The organism is Methylomonas paludis, assembly GCF_018734325.1.
Lineage (GTDB): Bacteria > Pseudomonadota > Gammaproteobacteria > Methylococcales > Methylomonadaceae > Methylomonas > Methylomonas paludis.
Genome location: NZ_CP073754.1, coordinates 1603970 through 1623954, shown reverse-complemented (window position 1 = coordinate 1623954; position 19985 = coordinate 1603970). Strand labels below are relative to the sequence as shown.

At 50.6% G+C, this 19985-nt stretch carries 5 protein-coding genes and 1 pseudogene; all 6 read right to left on the bottom strand.

From position 1 onward, the window contains the following. Positions 1–12: 12 nt before the first annotated feature. Positions 13–1845, bottom strand: coding sequence for a putative porin (locus tag KEF85_RS07400; RefSeq protein ID WP_215584583.1), 1833 nt, complete (start codon positions 1843–1845; stop codon positions 13–15). A 17-nt stretch (positions 1846–1862) separates the two neighbouring features. Next, positions 1863–2519 carry a TonB family protein gene (locus tag KEF85_RS07395; protein WP_215584581.1) on the bottom strand — a complete coding sequence of 219 codons (657 nt, stop codon included), beginning with the start codon at positions 2517–2519 and terminating at the stop codon, positions 1863–1865. A 7-nt stretch (positions 2520–2526) separates the two neighbouring features. Beyond that, positions 2527–2931: an ExbD/TolR family protein gene (locus tag KEF85_RS07390; protein ID WP_215584579.1), complete on the bottom strand. Its 405-nt coding sequence runs from the start codon at positions 2929–2931 to the stop codon at positions 2527–2529. A gap of 40 nt (positions 2932–2971) precedes the next feature. Beyond that, positions 2972–4756: a DUF2341 domain-containing protein gene (locus tag KEF85_RS07385; protein WP_215584577.1), complete on the bottom strand. Its 1785-nt coding sequence runs from the start codon at positions 4754–4756 to the stop codon at positions 2972–2974. Positions 4757–6219: 1463 nt separating this feature from the next. Next, positions 6220–7794: pseudogene (locus KEF85_RS16815) on the bottom strand (IS3 family transposase). A 467-nt stretch (positions 7795–8261) separates the two neighbouring features. Next, entirely contained in the window at positions 8262–19820 is an 11559-nt protein-coding gene (locus tag KEF85_RS07370) for a filamentous haemagglutinin family protein (RefSeq protein WP_215584573.1), read from the bottom strand. Positions 19821–19985 lie beyond the last annotated feature (165 nt).

Below are 19985 nucleotides of genomic sequence, written 5' to 3'. Positions count from 1 at the left end.
ATAGGCACTCGCTTAAAAGCGGGTATTAAGATCAAGCTGCATAATATCCAGACCGTAACGCGGACCGGTGATCACATCACCGCTCAGCCAGCGGCCAGTCAGCCAGACGTTTTTAACCAGCGCATAGTTACCGCCCAGCATCCAGCCTTTGACATTAGTACCACCGTTATGGAAATCCGAATCGGTATAAGCATCCAATACTGCATCGCGTTCTACGTAGCGATAACCGGTAAACAGATTCCAGTTACCCAGGGTATTGAGTTTGCCCCAGCCGAAATCGACTTTAACCTGCCAGGCATTGGTTTTGCCGGCATAATCGGTACCGTAGTTGGCCAATACCACCGATTTGTTGGGATTGAAGCCAACGTTTTTGGCGTAATCGGCGCTGAATTTGACATGTATCGGCGAAAACACCGCCAGGTCATACAGCATATTGATATCCAGAATTTTGTAATCGGTCGCCAAACCCACCAAGCCGTTTGGAGTACCATCATTGGCATTACAAATACTGACCAAACTGTTGCCGCCCTGCATAAACTGCGGCGCGGACTGATTCTGATCGCCAGTATTATTGGCGCACAAACCGGCACCAGTCCGGTTCAATACCGCTTTCAGATTTTGATAGTCGTAATAAGCACCGCCGAATTGCAGGGTGTCCTGATTATCAAAGCCCCATTCCAGACCGGTTTGACCACCAAACATCCATTTGTCTCTGGCGCTTAGGCCGCTGATCAGATTGGAGGTCTGCATCGGGAATATACCGGCAGTAGCATAAACCACCGGCCCTTTACCACCGATATCATCACTCAGGTCGCCTTTGCTGCCCAGCTTGTTACGTACCGTAGCAGATGCGCCCTCGAATGATAAATCCTCATCCCACACCACTTCGCTGCCGGCGGTAAAAAACGGGTTGGGGGTACGGCCAGCCATCGCGGTTAACCAGTTAAATTTATTATTGTCAAAGGCGTTATAGCGCAGGAAGGCTCGATCCAGAGCAAACTGGTACTGGGCGCCGGTATTACCCAGCGATTGATTGGTAGATACCGGGTTAGGCGTATTACCGGTTGCCAAACGGATGCCGGCATCCAGGCCATTGGCCACTTCGGCATCAATAGACAAGCGGAAGCGTTCCCGTGCCATATTACGATTCTGGGTGGTATTCATAAAGGCATTAGCCCCGGCACCGGAAATACCATTAGCACCATTGAAATTGTTTTGCGAGTTAATGGTTTGCCAGTTGATAAAGCTATTAGCCTGATTGTAGTCCGCCATAAAGTTGGACTGCTCTCTAAGGCGCATATCGCCGGACAGTTTGAAGCGTTTAGTCCATTCCGGTAAGGCGTTAGGCAAACCCCATTGTTCGGTTTTGGCTTTTTGCAATACATCATCAACCACCTGATCACGCAACTCAGTACGCACCTGTTGACGGATTTCATCCTTAACAAAGTCCGGCACATAAGCCACCCGCACTTCATCAGCCGGGACGGCTTCCCGGCTTGCTGCTGATCCTGCAGTGGCCGTTACTACACCAACACCTTCTTTACCGACCGCCGCTCCTGTCGCAACTCCTGCTGCGGCGGCGGCAGCCGAAGCCGCAGAGGCTGAAGCAGCGGCTTTGGTATCCAACGCTTTACTGTCGGCCACTTGTTTGGCAGCATCAACCTCGGCCTGTTTGATCATATCTTCGGCCATTTTATCGGTGAGGATACCCTGTTTGACCAGTTGTTTGATCAGATTGACCGTGGTATTGCGCAACTTCAGCAACTCTTCCTTTTCACCGGCATGTGCCACACCGATCAGCCCGGACAGCGCCACAGCGGCTATCAGCTGTTTATTATTCCTCATTTCTGTTCCTGTAATTTTTAGACACGTGATGTAATTTTCAATTTAATCGGTTGCTGCATACCGGGTGGTGGTGGCTCGGCGACTTTTTTCAGCTTTTCCAGTAATTTATTCAAAAGCTCGTCTATATCCGCATCATTACTGCCCTTGCTCAGTTCAAAGCGTTCCACGCTGCCATCGGATTTCACCCAGATCTTGACGATGGCGGTATAGCCTTTACGCCGCAATTCATCGTGATTGGACAGCAAACCCATAATGTCATTTTTCACCAGTCCGCCGTACCAGGCATAAGGATTGCCACCGCCGAACAAACCGGTGCCGCCTTTACGGGCAGCCAGACCAAAGCCATCGGAACCGGCAGTCCCCTCGGCATCCAGACCGAGATCGCGGGCCGGCGCTTCATCGGGCGGCGTTTCCGGCTCCGGCTCGGGTTCCGGCTCCGGTTCTTTGATTTTTTCCTTGATTTCCGGCTCAGGCGGCTTTTCCACCTTAGGTGGCGGTGGCGGCGGTGGCGGCGGTTTTAACAAGGTAATCGGTTGAATTTTTTTCTCGTTTTTGGCCGGTTTATGGTCCATAAACATATGAACCACCGTATAAACCGCATAAATCGCCAGAATCGACAGCACACCGGCAATAATTTTCGGGATATAAACCCGGAAATGTTTGTTTTGGCTCATGGTTAAACTATTTCACCAAGCTTTGCGTGACCAAACCCACTTGGGTAATATCCAGCTTGCCCAGCAAAGCCAGAATCTCGACAACGCTTTGATATTGAACCGTGGCGTCACCTTTCACCACCACCGGCAATTCTGGATTGGCGGCTTTATATTGCAGCAGAGTTGATTCCAGTTGCTCCATAGTGACCGGAAAAGTATCCAGAAAAATGGTACCTTCAGCGGTAACGGTAATGGCTTTGGTCTGGGGTTTAGCCAAACTCGGGGTATTGCTGGCTTTAGGCAGATTGACCTGAATACCCTGCACTGCGGCAGTGGTCATCAGAATAAATACCACCAGCAACACATAGGCAAGATCCAGCATCGGCGTAACATTAATTTCGTCGTACGCGGCATTTTCTTCCTGGACTTTCATATTTTCTAGTTACTCTCTATAAGTGGATAGTGGTTAGCAATCAGCTATGCTGTTCAGCCAGTTTGGTGACAAATTCATCGACAAATACCTGCATATCTGCAGAGATCACCTTGATTTTGCTGCCCAAATAGTTGTAACCAAACAGCGCGGGAATCGCCACTGCCAGACCGGCCACCGTAGCCGTCAGCGCCGCAGCAATACCCGGCGCAATTGAATTGACGTTAACTTCACCGCTGACCGCAATCGCCGCAAAAGTAATCATTACCCCCACCACAGTACCCAGCAAACCCAAAAAGGGGCCACCACTGATGGCGATGGTGAGCAACACCATTTGCGAATTGAGTTTTTGCAACTCCCTGACCATCACCCCATCCATAGAGGCCTTCACTGCATTTAAAGCCTGAGCCGATAACACCTGGTCATAACCGCTGTTAACCCCTTTACCCAAACGTTTATTCATCTCCTGGACACCTGTATGGTAAACACGGTAGATGGAAGAGCCGGCAAATTCAGCATGATTACCGGTTAAAGACAACAACAGCGGTGAAGCATCATAATCGGCCTGATCTGCTTCATCAGCATGATCCAGGCTGCTGATATCCTGATTACCCAAAGCACTAAAAGCTTCTTCAAATTTTTTGTTTTCCTTGGCAGTCCGGCTCAACACCATCGCTTTGGCTATCATCACTATCCAACTGATCAGGAACATCACCAGCAGAATACCGATGATTACCCAGCCGTCCACAGTCACGTTATTCAGCGTCGAGACAAAATAAGATTCACCGCCCTCTTCGCTGTCTGGGGTTAAATCTTCGCCGTAATTGACCGGCGCGGTATTTTGGCCTTGCATCAAGGCGGCAAATTGCAGCGCATTACCATCCAGCGTGGCTTTAGTCAGACTCAATTCATCCAGAGCGCCGATAAAGCCGTGGCTGCCGTCCAGAGCAGCACCGATAGCAATGTCGCCATCCAGTACCGAAACATCGGCAGGCAGAATGCCAATTGCCTTGCCATCCAGAGACAGGGTAAAACCATTACTGGCCGCAGTAACCGCCAGATTTTGCCAACCGGCCAGATTCAGGCTCACTGGGCTGACCAGTTCCTTACCGCCGACTACTAATACCGGGGCTTGACCTCTAACGGACAAAGTTAGCTTGTCACGTTGAAAAATCACCGCATCACTTTGCGGTTGATCAATTTTGACCCAGACTGATAAAGTCCAGCCGACTGAAGTTTGCAGATCTATTGAGGGGCTACTGGCTACCCGGATGGATTGCGTGCCGTCAAAACCAGCAGCATCACCTACCGCGCCACCCGGTACCGTGGTACTGGTCACAGCCGACGGTTGATTGGCGTAAGCCGTGGCATCCTTGACCGGACCTTCTGAAAAATGATAATCCAGCATTTGGCCAACTTCATAAATGGCAGCCGGTTCGGAAGCATCTACTGCTTTGGGATTACCGTAATACATCCAGAACGCCGGCTCAGCTTCAGTGGCCAGATCTTTGGGCAATTTCACCCAAATCAGCGCCATTTCATTAACAGTATCGATTTTCTCAATGTAAAACTTCAACGGCGTTTTATCGTCTACACTCATAAAACGCAGGTCTTTGCCTTTTTCACCCAAATCTGTGAAATAAGTAAAATTACCGGTATGCAAGCGCACCAATGCCAGCGCATCGCCCGGTATTTTCACGGCATCCTGCTGCAATTTTTGTACATCGATGGTAATTTTCTTGCGGTAACCCCAGTCATCATTCCACCAGGCTTGCGCTAAGGTAGGCATCATTAACAGTGCGGCCAATAAACAAACGATCCGTTTCATCTTTTCTCTCAAAAATCAAAATATCTAGGCAAATTATCGCAATGGTTCTTTACAGTAATATTACGAAGCGCAGATTTTGCGTAAATTGGCGGGATTATTGGGAACTTATGGCCGTAATTGCTGAACAGAGTTGAAATCTGGATGGTTTCGGGCTAATAGTGCTTGGTGATAGCGAACATCTGCCTGGCGTTTGGTACGTCGCAATACGGCTATCGCCTATTACCGCCAGTTCTACGCAGAGTAATTTCGGCCAAATACCCGCGAAGTTTTGGTGGCTTGCCTGACGGCGAAGCCACCCTACATGGCTAACACCAGGTACCTGCGAAGTATCTTATCGCGTGTTTAGGTCTATCGGCTGCGATGATCCTCGATTCCACTGCGTTGCATCGAGGCTACGGGTCGCGATGATGCAGGCTATGGTTTACCCTGCACAGCCTTGGTGGATTGCCTGCGGCGAATCCACCCTACATGGCTAACACCAGGTACCTGCGAAGTATCTTATCGCGTGTTTAGGTCTATCGGCTGCGATGATCCTCGATTCCACTGCGTTGCATCGAGGCTACGGGTCGCGATGATGCAGGCTATGGTTTACCCTGCACAGCCTGGGTGGATTGCCTGCGGCGAATCCACCCTACATGGCTAACACCAGGTACCTGCGAAGTATCTTATCGGGTGTTTAGGTCTATCGGCTGCGATGATCCTCGATTTCACTGCGTTGCATCGAGGCTACGGGTCGCGATGATGCAGGCTATGTTTACCCTGCACAGCCTTGGTGGATTGCCTGCGGCAAATCCACCCTACATGGCTAACACCAGGTACCTGCGAAGTATCTTATCGGGTGTTTAGGTCTATCGGCTGCGATGATCCTCGATTTCACTGCGTTGCATCGAGGCTACGGGTCGCGATGATGCAGGCTATGTTTACCCTGCACAGCCTTGGTGGATTGCCTGCGGCAAATCCACCCTACATGGCTAACACCAGGTACCTGCGAAGTATCTTATCGCGTGTTTAGGTCTATCGGCTGCGATGATCCTCGATTTCACTGCGTTGCATCGAGGCTACGGGTCGCGATGATGCAGGCTATGTTTACCCTGCACAGCCTTGGTGGATTGCCTGCGGCAAATCCACCCTACATGGCTAACACCAGGTACCTGCGAAGTATCTTATCGCGTGTTTAGGTCTATCGGCTGCGATGATCCTCGATTCCACTGCGTTGCATCGAGGCTACGGGTCGCGATGATGCAGGCTATGGTTTACCCTGCACAGCCTTGGTGGATTGCCTGCGGCAAATCCACCCTACATGGCTAACACCAGGTACCTGCGAAGTATCTTATCGCGTGTTTAGGTCTATCGGCTGCGATGATCCTCGATTCCACTGCGTTGCATCGAGGCTACGGGTCGCGATGATGCAGGCTATGTTTACCGGAAATTGTCAATGTAGTTGTCGCCTCGACGTTTAAATCTTAAGCGGCATTTTTGTTCTGAGTTGTCTCCTCTGTATTAGGTTTACTGTTAGTCACTGGCTTATCAGGATTAAGGTGGACTGCTTGGATGCAATCCCAATTCCGCGTGTTACCAGTCCATCGCTTCGGGTTTCGATCACGGGCAGCCTCATAAACGGCTTTACGCTTAACCAGTAGGCCTTGATCTAAGCCTTCATGGCGTTGCGCTGGCGTGACAAACCGGATGGCGCTGTGGCGATGCTCGTGGTTGTACCATTCCACCAGTCTCGTTACCCAGTCACGAGCATCCCGTCACCTTTGCAAACGGCTTTAACGGATAGTTTGGCCGGTATTTTAAGGTCTTAAAGAGCGATTCTGAGTAAGGATTGTCGTTGCTAACCGAAGGCCGACTTAACGAGGGCATGACACCGAGTTGTTGCAAGGTTGCCAGCATGGTAGCCTTTCATGGGGCTACCGTTATCAGAGTGCAGTATCAGCTGTTTGGGCTGTATCCCCTCACGATGGCACAGGTCACGTAACAATTCGCCTGCCAAGGTACTGCTTTCCTCTTCAAACACCTGCCAACCCACGATCTTTCGGCTGAAAATATCCACAAACAGGTAAAGATAGAAAAACTGTCCACGGATTGCTGATGGCAGATAGGTAATATCCCAGCTATAAAGTTGGTTAGGTACGGTGGCACAGAGGGCACGCGGTTTAGTGCGGGATTGAGCAGGGCGTTCACTGCGACGGTGTGCCAATTGGTTTTCTGCTGCTCGCAGTACGCGATAGAATGTCGATTCAGAAGCCAGATAGCGGCCTTGATCGGCCAGCCGAGGTACGATCTGACTCGGCGGCAGATGCCCAAATTCATCGGAATTGGCAACAGCCAACACCTCGGCTCGCTCCATGACGGTAAGCTTATGCGGCGGTTGATATTCACGTAATAATGGACGTTGATCACAATGAACGGTCTCACCGGTCTGCCAGCGCTGCAAGGTGCGTTCGCTTAAACCCAGCACTTCACAAGCTTGGGCTTGCCGCGCACCCGCTATTATCGATTCATTCAGTAAAACAATTACTTGCTTGCGCTCTTCGTGGGCATCATTCGACCTCTCCCCCCAAGAGCGCTCGGAACTTTTTTTGCAGAACCAACAGCGCGGCGGCTTCTGCTAAGGCTTTGTCTTTGCGTAACAACTCTCGCTCCAGGGTATGAATTTCCGCTTTTAGGGTATGCACTTCACCTTTTTCAGATACGCCACCCTGACGACAGAATTCAGCTTTCCACTGCTCAAGCTGATGAACGAATAACCCTTGTTCACGGCACCAGGCATTCAAGTCTTCCCCGTTCAAGCCATAAGATTTCTGTAACGCTGAGAGACGTTCTTCAGGACGCCAATCATCAGGGCGTTTCGATTTCGACGGTAGATCTCGGGAGTTATGCAATTTAGCTTTTTTCATCCATGTTTTTAGGGTTTGCCAGCAAACGTTCAAGTCCTTCGCAATATCCTGAATCGATTGGTCGTTTCCACGGTTGTAAACTTTTCTCAGAGCTTGCTCTTTGAAGTCTTCAGAATACCTTGTATATGTTTTCATCTCTAATCTCAAATTTTATTGGCTTTAAAAATTTGAGACGACAACTAGTCTGACGCGGGGGGTTACCCTGCACAGCCTTGGTGGATTGCCTGCGGCAAATCCACCCTACATGGCTAACACCAGGTACCTGCGAAGTATCTTATCGCGTGTTTAGGTCTATCGGCTGCGATGATCCTCGATTTCACTGCGTTGCATCGAGGCTACGGGTCGCGATGATGCAGGCTATGTTTACCCTGCACAGCCTTGGTGGATTGCCTGCGGCAAATCCACCCTACATGGCTAACACCAGGTACGGGTACCTGCGAAGTATCTTATCGGGTGTTTAGGTCTATCGGCTGCGATGATCCTCGATTTCACTGCGTTGCATCGAGGCTACGGGTCGCGATGATGCAGGCTATGTTTACCCTGCACAGCCTTGGTGGATTGCCTGCGGCAAATCCACCCTACGGTATGAAGCGGGTTAACGCTTAATCGCCAAAGCCCAACAATTCCACGCTTAACAAGCCCAGTACCGAGTTTTTCATAGAGCTATTTTTACCTTTGGAGTCATCCTCAACCGCGGATTGGGCAATTTGACTGACGCTAGCACCCAAGTTGCTGCTGCCGGTCAAACCGGCGGCCAAACTGCCGGTAGAGGCTTGTGGTACCCCGGTGCTGACACCGCTGAAGGAAATATTCTGCGCACCCAATACCGCGGTGGCGGAAATGGTGACGTTCTTACCGGCGATACCCGCTTCAGCCGCGTTAACCACCCCTTGCGGCGCAAACAGATAAACGTTACCCGGCACCAGACCCTGAGTCCTAATCCCACTGCCGGAAACACTAGGCGCCTGGGTATAGACCAGATTACCGTCAATGTAAGAGGCTGACAAAGGTGGGATGGACAAGGCGGATTTAGCGCCTTTACCGGCATCGATATTGCCATGTGAAGACCAGAGCAGAATATCGCCACCATCCAGGGTAAACACCCGGGAAGTATTGACCAGGAAGTCTTGGCCCACTAAAGCATTAACTGCGCCCTGGCCTTGGGCGATGATACCCAGTTGGCTGGCTGCTTTAGGCGTATCAAAACCCACCGCCACCGCCAAACCGGCATTGACCAGGCCACCCGGTGCCAGCAGATTGATATCGCCGCCGCTCTGGGTTTGCAGGGTACTGAAGTACATATTGATATCCCCCAGCCAGCTACCGGTACTGCGATTAAAGAAAGCATCCAGCGCCGCATAGGCCTGATCATTACCAAAAGCTTTATCGGAAGCCGAGGCACCACCGTTGATTCTGATTTCACTGAGCAGCACAGGCAACAGCAAATCGTTAAGCTGGCCTTGCAATGCCAGGGTTTGATCAACCGGCAAGGCTTTAAAATCAGTCAGCGCTTGAGCATCGGTAGTATAGACATAGCCGGCTTGCTGCTGCATAAAATTCACGATCAAAGCAGTGGCTGCCTGATTGCTGGTATCAAATACCGGCAGTAAGGCCTGGAACTGGCTGATCGCTTTAGTATAAATATCAAGCAAGGCCTGAGCGGAACCATTGGACTGTAATTGCTGCTCGTTTTTTTGCAGGAAAGCGATATAGTCTTTCAGCTTGGTTTCACTGTTAATAAAGTCCGAATAGCTTGGTGTAGTGCCCTGTAAGCCGGCCAATACCGTAATATTGGCGCCGTTATTGATATCGGCCACATAAGCACCTGGCGCATCTTTAGTGGTTTGGGTCAACAACGCCCCGGCAGCAAGCGCTTGCAAGGGCTTTTCGTTCAGGGTCACGGTATTACCGGAGATAGCGGTAATAATGGTGTTGTCGGCCAAACCAGTACCGGTCAAATGCTCACCCACCAGCAAGCCGCTGGCATCAAGCAGTTTTAACTGATAGGAATTAGTTGAGGCTGCCGCCTGGGTAAACACATTGGCGCTGGTATCGGCAGTTGAAAACACAGTACCGGCGGCCAGGGTCTGGCTGGGTGCGGCACTTAAAGTCACAGTATTACCATTGATAGCGGTAATCAGAGTATTGCCGGCTAACCCGGTACCGATTAATTGTTCACCCACCACCAGGCCTTTGGTATTGGCCAGGGTCAATTGTTTGGCATTGCTGCCCTGGGTAGCGGCACTGACGTAATATGGCCTGATCAAGGCACTATTGGTTTCCGCAGCACCACTGGCGTTATACACGTTGCGATCACCGATGGTAAACACCCCGGCCGCCGCGCCCAAGTCTACATTACGCCCAGCTTTTAACAGTAAATCTCCCGGCCCGGCCACCGAAATTTGCGGCGGCACCCCCAAGCTGATAATTTTGCCGGTATTTGGCGATAATTGCAGCGGATAAATCAAATCGCGTCCGGCATCGACAATCGACACATCGCTGTTATGGATATTCTGAATACTGATATTGGCATTGCTGATGTCACGCCCGGCTTTGATGATAGTCAATTTCGGTATATTGAAACCAATATCGTGGATATCACCCGACTGAGTGGCAATCACAGCCGGCAGTAAATCATCGATGTGCAGCGGCATATTGGATGCATCAACCGCATGAATGGTAATATCTTTGACGACGAGATTTGGGGCATAAGCTGTGGGCAAAGCTCCGGCAGTGGCATTAGGCGCATAATCCAGCATCCGTAAAGTTGCCGGATTTACGGAATTCGCTGAAGTGATATTCTGTTGGGCATAAACATTCAGCTTAGCGGTGGATGAGGGAAACAAATTGATATTATTGTTCAACACCAAACTGCCGCCGAATGCGCTGACCTGCAACGAGGCCGGGAACACATTGGCTAAATCGCTACCACCTGTCAGAATGATATCACCAGCCAGTGAACGCAGGGACAAGGCGCTAGCATCAGTATAACTAAAGAAATTAACGGCTTTTTGCAAATCACGGATATTGGCTTGCAGATGTGAAACACCATTCATCATCGGATCGGCGACTCCAGCCAGTTGCACACCAGTCACGGCATTGACATTAAACTGAGTATCACCGGAATATAACTGCGGGCCACTGGTCCAAGCGCTGCTGACCGTCACCGCACCACCGGCATTAATATCGGCTATGCCTTTACCAAGGTAATAACTGCCGCCCTGAATATCGCCGCCGGCACTAACCTGTAAAGTGCCGCCACCCTCAATATCAATCACATTGCTGGTAAAACTGGCCAGAACAGAAGTTGGTTTTGTTGTGGTCGCGCCCACCGGTTTACCGGTGGTCGGCATGGCCACTTCCAAGTTTTGAATATTGCCCGAGGCTTTGATACTAACATTACCACCACCAAAAGAACCGATATTCTGGGTAAAAGCCGGGGCATTGTTGCTATTAACCAGTTGATTGCTTGAATTTGTATAACCCAGCGCCACACCCCAGGCGGTAGGGATAAAAATAGCCGGATTTTTATGCAGGGCCGAACTGTCGCAACAAATACGCAGCAACCAGTCGTTATAAGTGGTACCGCTATAAGCGCCATTAATATTGCCGCCTGCCGCCAAATCCAGATTACCGCCATTAATCGGATATTCGACAAAGAAATACTTGCTGACCTGGCTATCGGTCAAATGACCATAAGGATTGGAGGTGCTAGCCTGGCCGGCACTATAAACCGTACCATTGCCCATAATATTGATATCACCGCCGGCGTTGATATGGATATTACCGGTGCCGGTTCTAACTTGAATTTGGCCGCCGCCGTCTGCTACATTGTCGGCATTACCGATGGTGACATTATTGCTGGTGCCGGACACCCGATTAATATCGGCGCTTGCCAGATCGGCGCCGGCCGACAAAGTAAACGACCAGGATTGATCGCGCATTAACTGGTCAGTCACGGTCATGGTGCCGCTAGAGCCATCGGCATTGATGAAATTACCCGAGGTAAAGCCATCGGACAGCGAGTTATTAAAGGTCAGGGAATTACTGGCGCGTATCACCAGATCGCCAGGATTACCGTTATAGCGCCAGGTGGATAAATCCCATAAATCGGCCAGAGTCAAATTACCGGTGTAATCAATTTCCACCCCAGGCAGCAAAGTAAGTGCGGCGTTTTGAGCGGTCAATGCAGAAATATCGGCATTAGCCATAAAAGTCTGGGTGGCCGCCTGAATCGCGGCAATCAGCGAGGCATCTATCGTGCCGTCCGCACCCGGACTGGTATTGAAATCGGCATTGGTATACACCTTGACCGCTTCGGCATTAAGGGCAGTATAGCCGGTCAGGGTGGCATTCAGAGTATGAATATTAATACTGTTGCCATCCTGCAGCGCACGCAGGGTCACACTACCGCCTTGAGCAGCATTAACACCGCTGACATCGACCACAGCGCCACTATTCAGCACGATGGCTCCAGTGGTACTCGACGCGGCTAATGAGGATAATAAAACTTCGCCACCTTTACCCCAGACACTAGTGGCGGTCAAATTGCTGCCTTTATCCAAAGTGATGGTGTCGCCGGCATAAAGCTTAATACTACCGCCGTTAATATCGCCCACCCGGCTGCTATCGACGGTAATCACTGCGGTGCCGGTGCTGAGATCAGCACTAGGTAGGGAGCTTAAAGTGATAGTATTGCCGGAAATACCGGTGATCGTGGTATTGGCCGCCAGACCTGCACCTAACAAATATTCGCCAACCTTCAGGCCAGTGGTATTATCCAGCGTCAAAGAATTCGGTGCCGTTTGACTAATACCGGTAATGGTATGAGTATTGCCCAGCGCGGAAATATCGGTAATAGTAGCTCCAGCCGCAATTGCCGAGTTGGGTGTGGTACTCAAGCTGACATCATTACCGGATATTTTAGTAATCACGGTATTGGCCGCCAAGCCAGGGCCGCTTAAATAATCACCCACATGCAGACCGCGGGTATCGGCCAAAGTCAGCACATTGGCGGCATTGACGGCCGTGGTCTGATAAGCACCGCTAACACCATTGGCATTGATTTTGCCACTGATTTCAATTTTATTATGATCCGCGACCAAGGTGACCGCTTTGGCATTAATATCCGTGGTGGAATTAATATCGGCAGCGCGGCTCCGGAAATCGATAATATTATTGATACCGGCGTTTTTCAGCACCGTCATTAATTTATCAAAGCTGGAATCGCTACTAAAGGTGGCCACATCAAACTGAGCGCTGCCCCCAGATGCTTTAATAGAAGCAGTGTCGGCAATGCTGACCGATTGTTCAACTGCATTGAGCAGTAAATTACCGGCGGCTGCCGTACCGCCACCACTACTCAAATCCACCTTGGCGTTACCCGCTACAGTAACATTGCCATGATCAGCCGTAGCGCTTAACTGCCCGCCAGGGGTATAGTCCACGGTATTGGCATAAGCCACCGCCCGACCGGCCAAATCGATATTAGCAGACGAACCGATACTGACATTGCCGGTGCTGCCTTTAGCCTGCAGAGTCAGATTGCCGGACGGCAATAAAGCATAGGCATTAAAGCCAACGCTATCGGCGACAAAACTCATGGTACCACCCAAACCGGCAGGTGTTGCTGAACTCGCGGCACCGTTACCATTGACATTCAGGGTATGACCGCTGGCATCCAGGCTTAATTTGGCACCGGAATTTGCAGTCAGATAGCCGGTAGTCAGTGTGGTATCGCCGGCCAACGTCAAATTGCTGGTACCACTGGCAGTAAAGCTGTTAGTTACAGTCAGATTAACGCTATTAAAACCGTTAATAGCCATATTGCCAGGTCCTTGAATGTAATTAGTGGCCGTCAAATCCAAGGTACCGTTTCCGGTTCCTGCACTGCCAGCCCCTGCATTGTTCAGGTTTTCCAGAGTCAGGCTGCTGGCTTTGAACTTAACAGCTTGAGGCGTAGTGGAACTAGTGGTGTAACCGGAAATACCGCCGGCATTAATCACCAGTTGATTAAAATTCAGCGGCAGCTGAGAGCCGTCACTGCCCAGTATCTGGTTACCACTACTATCTTCTGCGCCGACATTACCGTAAAAGCTGACATTACCCCGACTGTTTAAAATCAGCTGATCGACATTCAGGCCGGCTAATTGCTGATTACTTAAATTCAGTGCATTCTGCAGGGCAGCACCGCTACCGACATCACCGATATTGATATTACCGGCGCTTAGGTACAGCGAACCGCCATGCATGACGATATTACCGTCAACCTGAGTCGATAAGGAACTGTCCAGCAACATGGATTTGGTGGCGCTTAAAGTAGCGTTTTTATCAACTGCCAACTGGCCGCTCTGGCCGGGCGTGGTGCCGTAATAAACCCGGTTCACCGCCAACTGCTGGTCGGCAGACAATCTAAGCAAGGCGCTATCGCCCAGCAAATTGAACTTGGATTCACCGGTATTAACAGTGCCGCTGGCGGTTAAATTGGTGCCGCTGTTGACCACCACTTTATCGGTGGCCGCCGCCACCAGATCGGTCAATTTTAAATTGACGCCACTATCAAATATCACCTGCTGGGCAGTGACCGCCAAATTGGTAGCACCATTGATCAAGGCGGTATTGGTATCGGTAATGGTGGTACCGGTGCCGAGATCAGTGGTAATGGCCTTGCTCAGCGTCACCGTATTACCGGAAATACTATTAATAACCGTACCATCGGCAATACCTGTGCCTTTAACCACATCACCCACGGCCCAATCCACGGTACTGACCAAGGTCAAGCTGGTGCTGCCGGAGCTGGCCGGAGCGATTAAAGTAAAGCTATCTTCATTAGTGGTGCGGGTGCCACCCAGGAATAAACTATCCACCTTGAGATTATTCAGGTTACTGTCCAGAATTTGCAAGGTATCGGGGGCCGGTGTCGCGCTTAAACTGCTTACCACTTCAATATTATCGGCAGCAATATCCATACTTGCGCCGCGGCCACCTGGAGCTGCGACATTAATAGCGCCATCCAGGGTCAGCCCCTGTTGAGCGGCGATGGTAATCTGGCCGCTATCGACCGGCAGCAAAGGTGTGGCTGCGCTATTGGTCTTGGCTTTGGCGGCATAGAAATTTTGGGTCAGCAGGGTTTTGCTGGTCAGATAATCCAGGCCGGAGGCAATATTGGCGGCCAAAACCCCCTGATTAGCCGCTTTCAGCGCCGTTTCCTGGCTGGTCAGCGTAGTGCTGCAACTACCGGCACAATACAAATCATACTGCGGATGGTTAAGCAACAGCTGGGCCGAGGTTTCTACCTGAAAAGCGCTGGTGCGGGCATCCTTAACCGCAGTGCCGGCCAGGGTCTCATAACCGGAGACTATTGGCAAACCACTGGTACTGTAGGTGGTGACACTGCGATCTTGAGAATTGGCTTGCGGCGTGATCAGGTAAGCACCGGGCAATAAGGCATAATACGCCGGTAAAATAGTATATTGTCCAGCCGGCAAGTCCGCACTGCCCTGCAAATAAACCTGACTGCCCTCGGCATAAGCAGTACCGGTGGCGGCATTATTCCAAGTGAGCATGGTAGCCGGATCATACGGCGCCAAAGCCGAGCCCAGAGAAGGAATCACAGCAAAACTGCCGTCGTAAGAACTGCTGCCGGGCTTCAGAAAATCCGGAAAATCGCTGGTTACCGGTTTAAATTCGGAACTGAGCAAATCCCCACCACCGGATAAATCAACGGTACTGCCTTTGACCTGGTCGATAACCGGCGCACTCAAGTTAACTTGTTTGGTCGGTGGCGTGGCAATAATCAAGTTCTGGCCGTTATCCAGCGGATACAACCAGTCCAGTCCACCTTGTACCACCCCAAACGGAATCACTAGTCCGGCGGCAGAAACCGACGTCAGGCTGTTGGCCCCCAAGGTCAGCTTTTGGCTGGCCTGCAGATTAATCGTGCCCAGCGGGGCTTTAATCACGCCGCTTTGATTGATGATCGGGGCCTGGAAGGTGATACTGCCGCCAGCTGACAAGGGTGAGGTATCGGTATTGCTGCCAGTGATATTAATTTGCTGGTTGGCGCCAGTAGTTTGAAAGGTAAAATCAGTCAGTGTGGCGGGATAAATCTGACTGGCCTGCAGATTAATAGTGGCGGCAGTGACCATTTCGCCAAGAAAATCGCGGTCAGTGAGTAGTGATACGCCTAAGGTTCTTAAATCATGAGCGCTATTCAAACTGATATTGCTAAAGCCGTTCCACTGTGAAGCACCTTGCAGTTGGGTCCAAATTGCATCAGACTCAAACACACCGTTGCCGGTGGTGGCGGTGCTGCTGACACTGCGGGTAGTAGACGAACCCAGAGTAATATATGGACTGGTCAACTTCACGGTATCGCTGGTTTCCCCGGCCAAGGGCAGCGAATTAATAATCGGGCTATCGATAGTGATATGGCCGGTCGCATTTAAATCCACGTTACCGATAAAATTGACCTGTCCATTTACCTGGCCTGTTGAGGTAGAGGTATTGGATGGCACTACCAAGCTGACATCGGCAAAACCGCCGGCCATAATGGTGTTGGTGCTAAGCGTGGCCTTACCTTGCAAATTAAGTTGATCGAGATTGCTGCCAAAAGCAGTTCCATTCGCCAGCACCCGGCCAGCATCCTGTTCAACATTAATGGTGAGGGATCCATAGGAGAAAGTGTCGGCTATGGACGCCGTGTCACTTATATTACGGTTAAAATTATTCATAGTCACGGTCAAACTACCGGCCTGAGTAGTCGCCGATCCGGCAAAGGCTTTAAAAGTGCCATCCAGTACCGCACCTTCTGCGGCGGTAATCGAAACTTTACCGGCATTTGAACCGACATCAGTGAGATTAGTGCCGGCATTATAGCCAGTAGCGGTCTGCTGGGGGATGGCCACTTGAGCATGGGTACCGGATACATCCAGTAGCGAACCTGTTTCCAGCACCGCATACCCGCGCTGGACGTTAATATTGATGGCGCCGCCATTCAGCACCACACCGGTTTGCCGACCCAAACCATCAGCCGGATTCAGTCGGGTATCGCCGGTGGCCAGCAGTTTGGCGTGTTGACCTAACCAAACCGCTTGAGTGGGATCATAAGCCAGCGACATATCGGGATTGATGGTCAGATTAATCTGGCCGCCGGCTGCATTTAGAGTGCCATCGACAAAAATACTGCCCTGGCTGGTCAAATTCAGGGTAGAGGCATTATTGAGCGTGCTTTTATCCAAAACAATGGAACTGCCCTGGGCGATATTTAAGGCAGAATCACCGCCGGTTAAACTCAGTTTCACGGCCTGACGCTGATTTTCCGGTAGTAACACCACACTGCTGAAATCACGGATGGAACTGCCGGTAGCCATGCTGTGAAAATTACTGTGTAATAATAAATTTTCAGTTTTTAAATTCAGCTTCGCATCACTTTTAACGCTAATATTGCCAGTATTACTACCAATATTGCCCTTCAAATTGATAGTGCTGAATCCCAGTTGCTGGGCAAAATCAAAATTGTTGTGGCTGACACCTAATACTAAAGCTGTGGCGGGATCGCCGGTGCCGGCCGTGCCGATCACCATATTATTGCTACCCAGAGTCAAGGTACCACCCTGATTCATACCATACGCCGATAATCCACCGGCCAATTGCATGATACCGCCATTATTCGAGGCACTTTCCAAATCTATGCTGCCGCCGGCGCCGCCAGTCAAAGCCCCTACAGCCGAGACCCAGCCGCCGCCATCGGCTTTAATTTGAGCGCCGGATGGCAGTTTAACCACATCATAAGCATTAAAATTAACCGAACCGCCCTGGGTATATAAGGGTGCTGTCGGCACCAAGCCAGGCTGTTGCAATACCGCCTGCTGATCATTGATCCAGCGCCCGGACACATCAACTACCGCTTGTTTGCTCAGCGTGATATCACCAGTAATCGTGGTTAAATTAACCGCACCCCCGGCAGCATGAATACTGCCGTTGATGTTGATATTATTGGCCGATACGCTTAATTGACCACCGGCTTGCATATTAATCTTATCATCAGCGGTAACCAGCACATTAGTTGTCGTTTTAACTGAGACGCTTTGCACGCCGGAACCATTCAATAAACCGGCATCCAATATCAAATCATTTGGTTTACCGGTATTGGCGTTTTTAGGGAAAGCACTGGTCGGGGTAAAATCGACAAAATTTTGGGCAGTCTGAAACTGCACATTTTGTACAGAATTAAGGGTGGCCAAATCAATATTAAAACTGCCGCCATTGGGGGTATTGGCCAGCGTGCGCTGATTGGCTCCACTGTTGGCACCTGCCGCCAGCTCACCATTCCAGGACAAGGCTGAAGTAGTGATATTCACCGCACCGGCATTGGCGCCCTGAGTATAGGCGGTTCGATAAGTACCCGGCGCAGCCTGATCAAATACATTCCAGGTTTGGGTCACACCCCATTTGGTATGGGCTTCGGTAATCTGACCATAGATGCCGGCATAATGCTGATTGGGATCGGCGGCACTGATATCCACCAATTGGCCGAAATCGTTAATCAGTTTGGTGGTATGCACATAACCGGCCTGATAATCCACAGAACCGCCGGTTATCGACAGTTTGGCGTTATTATCGACCAACACATCACCACTAGAAGTCATGTCAATCTGACCGCCGACGGTCATGCGCTCATAGATACTGCGCTGGATATTGGCGGCTGCCTTGCTGGTATCGATGATACTGGTATTAACACTGGTATCCACCCAGACGTTGGCGCCTTTCAAAACACCGGTCAACTGTAAGGGTGAATTGCGCAACTCATAACTTTCTACCGAAATTTCGGCGATATTGCGGTTGGCGGCCACTTTCACATCCTTGAGGCCGGACACATCAATACTGGCTTTGCTGTCCATAAAAATCCGGCCACTGTGACCCTGAGTCGGATCCACCAAATCATCAGTAGCGGTAATGCTGACCTTGGCACCCGGCGCAGTAATCGCGGCATTGCCATTCAGCGCCACAGTATTGCTGACAATCTCAATAGCGGACTGCGGCTTGACGGCTGAATCCAGGGAGGAGCCGCCAGCGCTATCGGCATTTATCTGGGTCTGGCTGCCAGCACCAAACTCAACACTGGAGGCCTTATTATTACTGTCTATGGTGGCAGCCGGCGCAATCGCAGTCGTCACACCATCTAGCGACTTGTTGGTACCGTTGGTAAGACCCTGAGCCGCCTGGAGGCGGATAGAACCGTTGACATTAACTGAGGTGGTGGCATTAACCCGGCCATCCTGATTGACGGCAAAACCGGCCAGCGTGACATTACCCTGGCGCACAGCCACATCGCCGGCATTAGTGACTTTACCGCCAGTGCCCACCTCGACCAATAAGCCGTTCCAGGCCGAACCGCCAGCCGGATTATTGGCCTGTAAATAGACTTTATCCTGACTGGCGACCAGCAAAATCTGGCCTTGCACCCCGGCAGACAAGCTACCGTTATTTTGGACATTGGCACCGGCGACAATAATGCGGCCACCGTCAGCGGCTTTGATTTGCGCACCCTTGTTAATATTAACATTGCCGGGCGTTTGACTGGGATCGGCATTATTAGCCTGATCAAAAGCCGCCACACCTTTGCTGTTATAGGCATCGACTATATTGCTGTTCTTGAACACATCATCGCTGACATTCATGGTGCTGACCACCACACTATTGGCATCGATGACCGCGCCTTTCTCAAACACGAAACCGTTCTGGTTATACAGATAAATCTGACCGTTGGCGGTAATATGGCCCAAAATGGTGCTGCCATTGGCATCGTAAATCCGGTTCAGCGCCACGGCACTGCCGTCCGGCTGCACAAACTGCACGGTATTGTCTTTACCGACGTTAAAATGCTGCCAGTTTAAAATGGCTTTTTCGGAATGCTGATCAATCACCAAATTATGGCCGTTATTAGCCAAATGGTTGCTGGCATCGCCGTAACCCACCCAGGGCAATGCGGTACCATCCGGCAAGGTAGCGCCGGCTACCGGCAATTCGGCGCGTACCGGTGTGGGTGAACTAACAAACAGACCACCCACCACCACAATCCGGATGCCGGCCACCAACGGTTTCAATTGGAAAAATTGATCCGAAACTTTACGGTTTGAAGATTGAGGTATTTTGGGCATCACTAAAGCCTTCTGCAGATTTAACATTTAAACTAAAGAATTACTCAGCGTAACGCTACATCATCCTTTATAAACAATCACTAGCTTAGAATGATGCGCTGCACTGCGTTTAGCACATCCTACAACCAGCTGTTTTTTAAAGGGATACATGGACGCTGAGTAGTT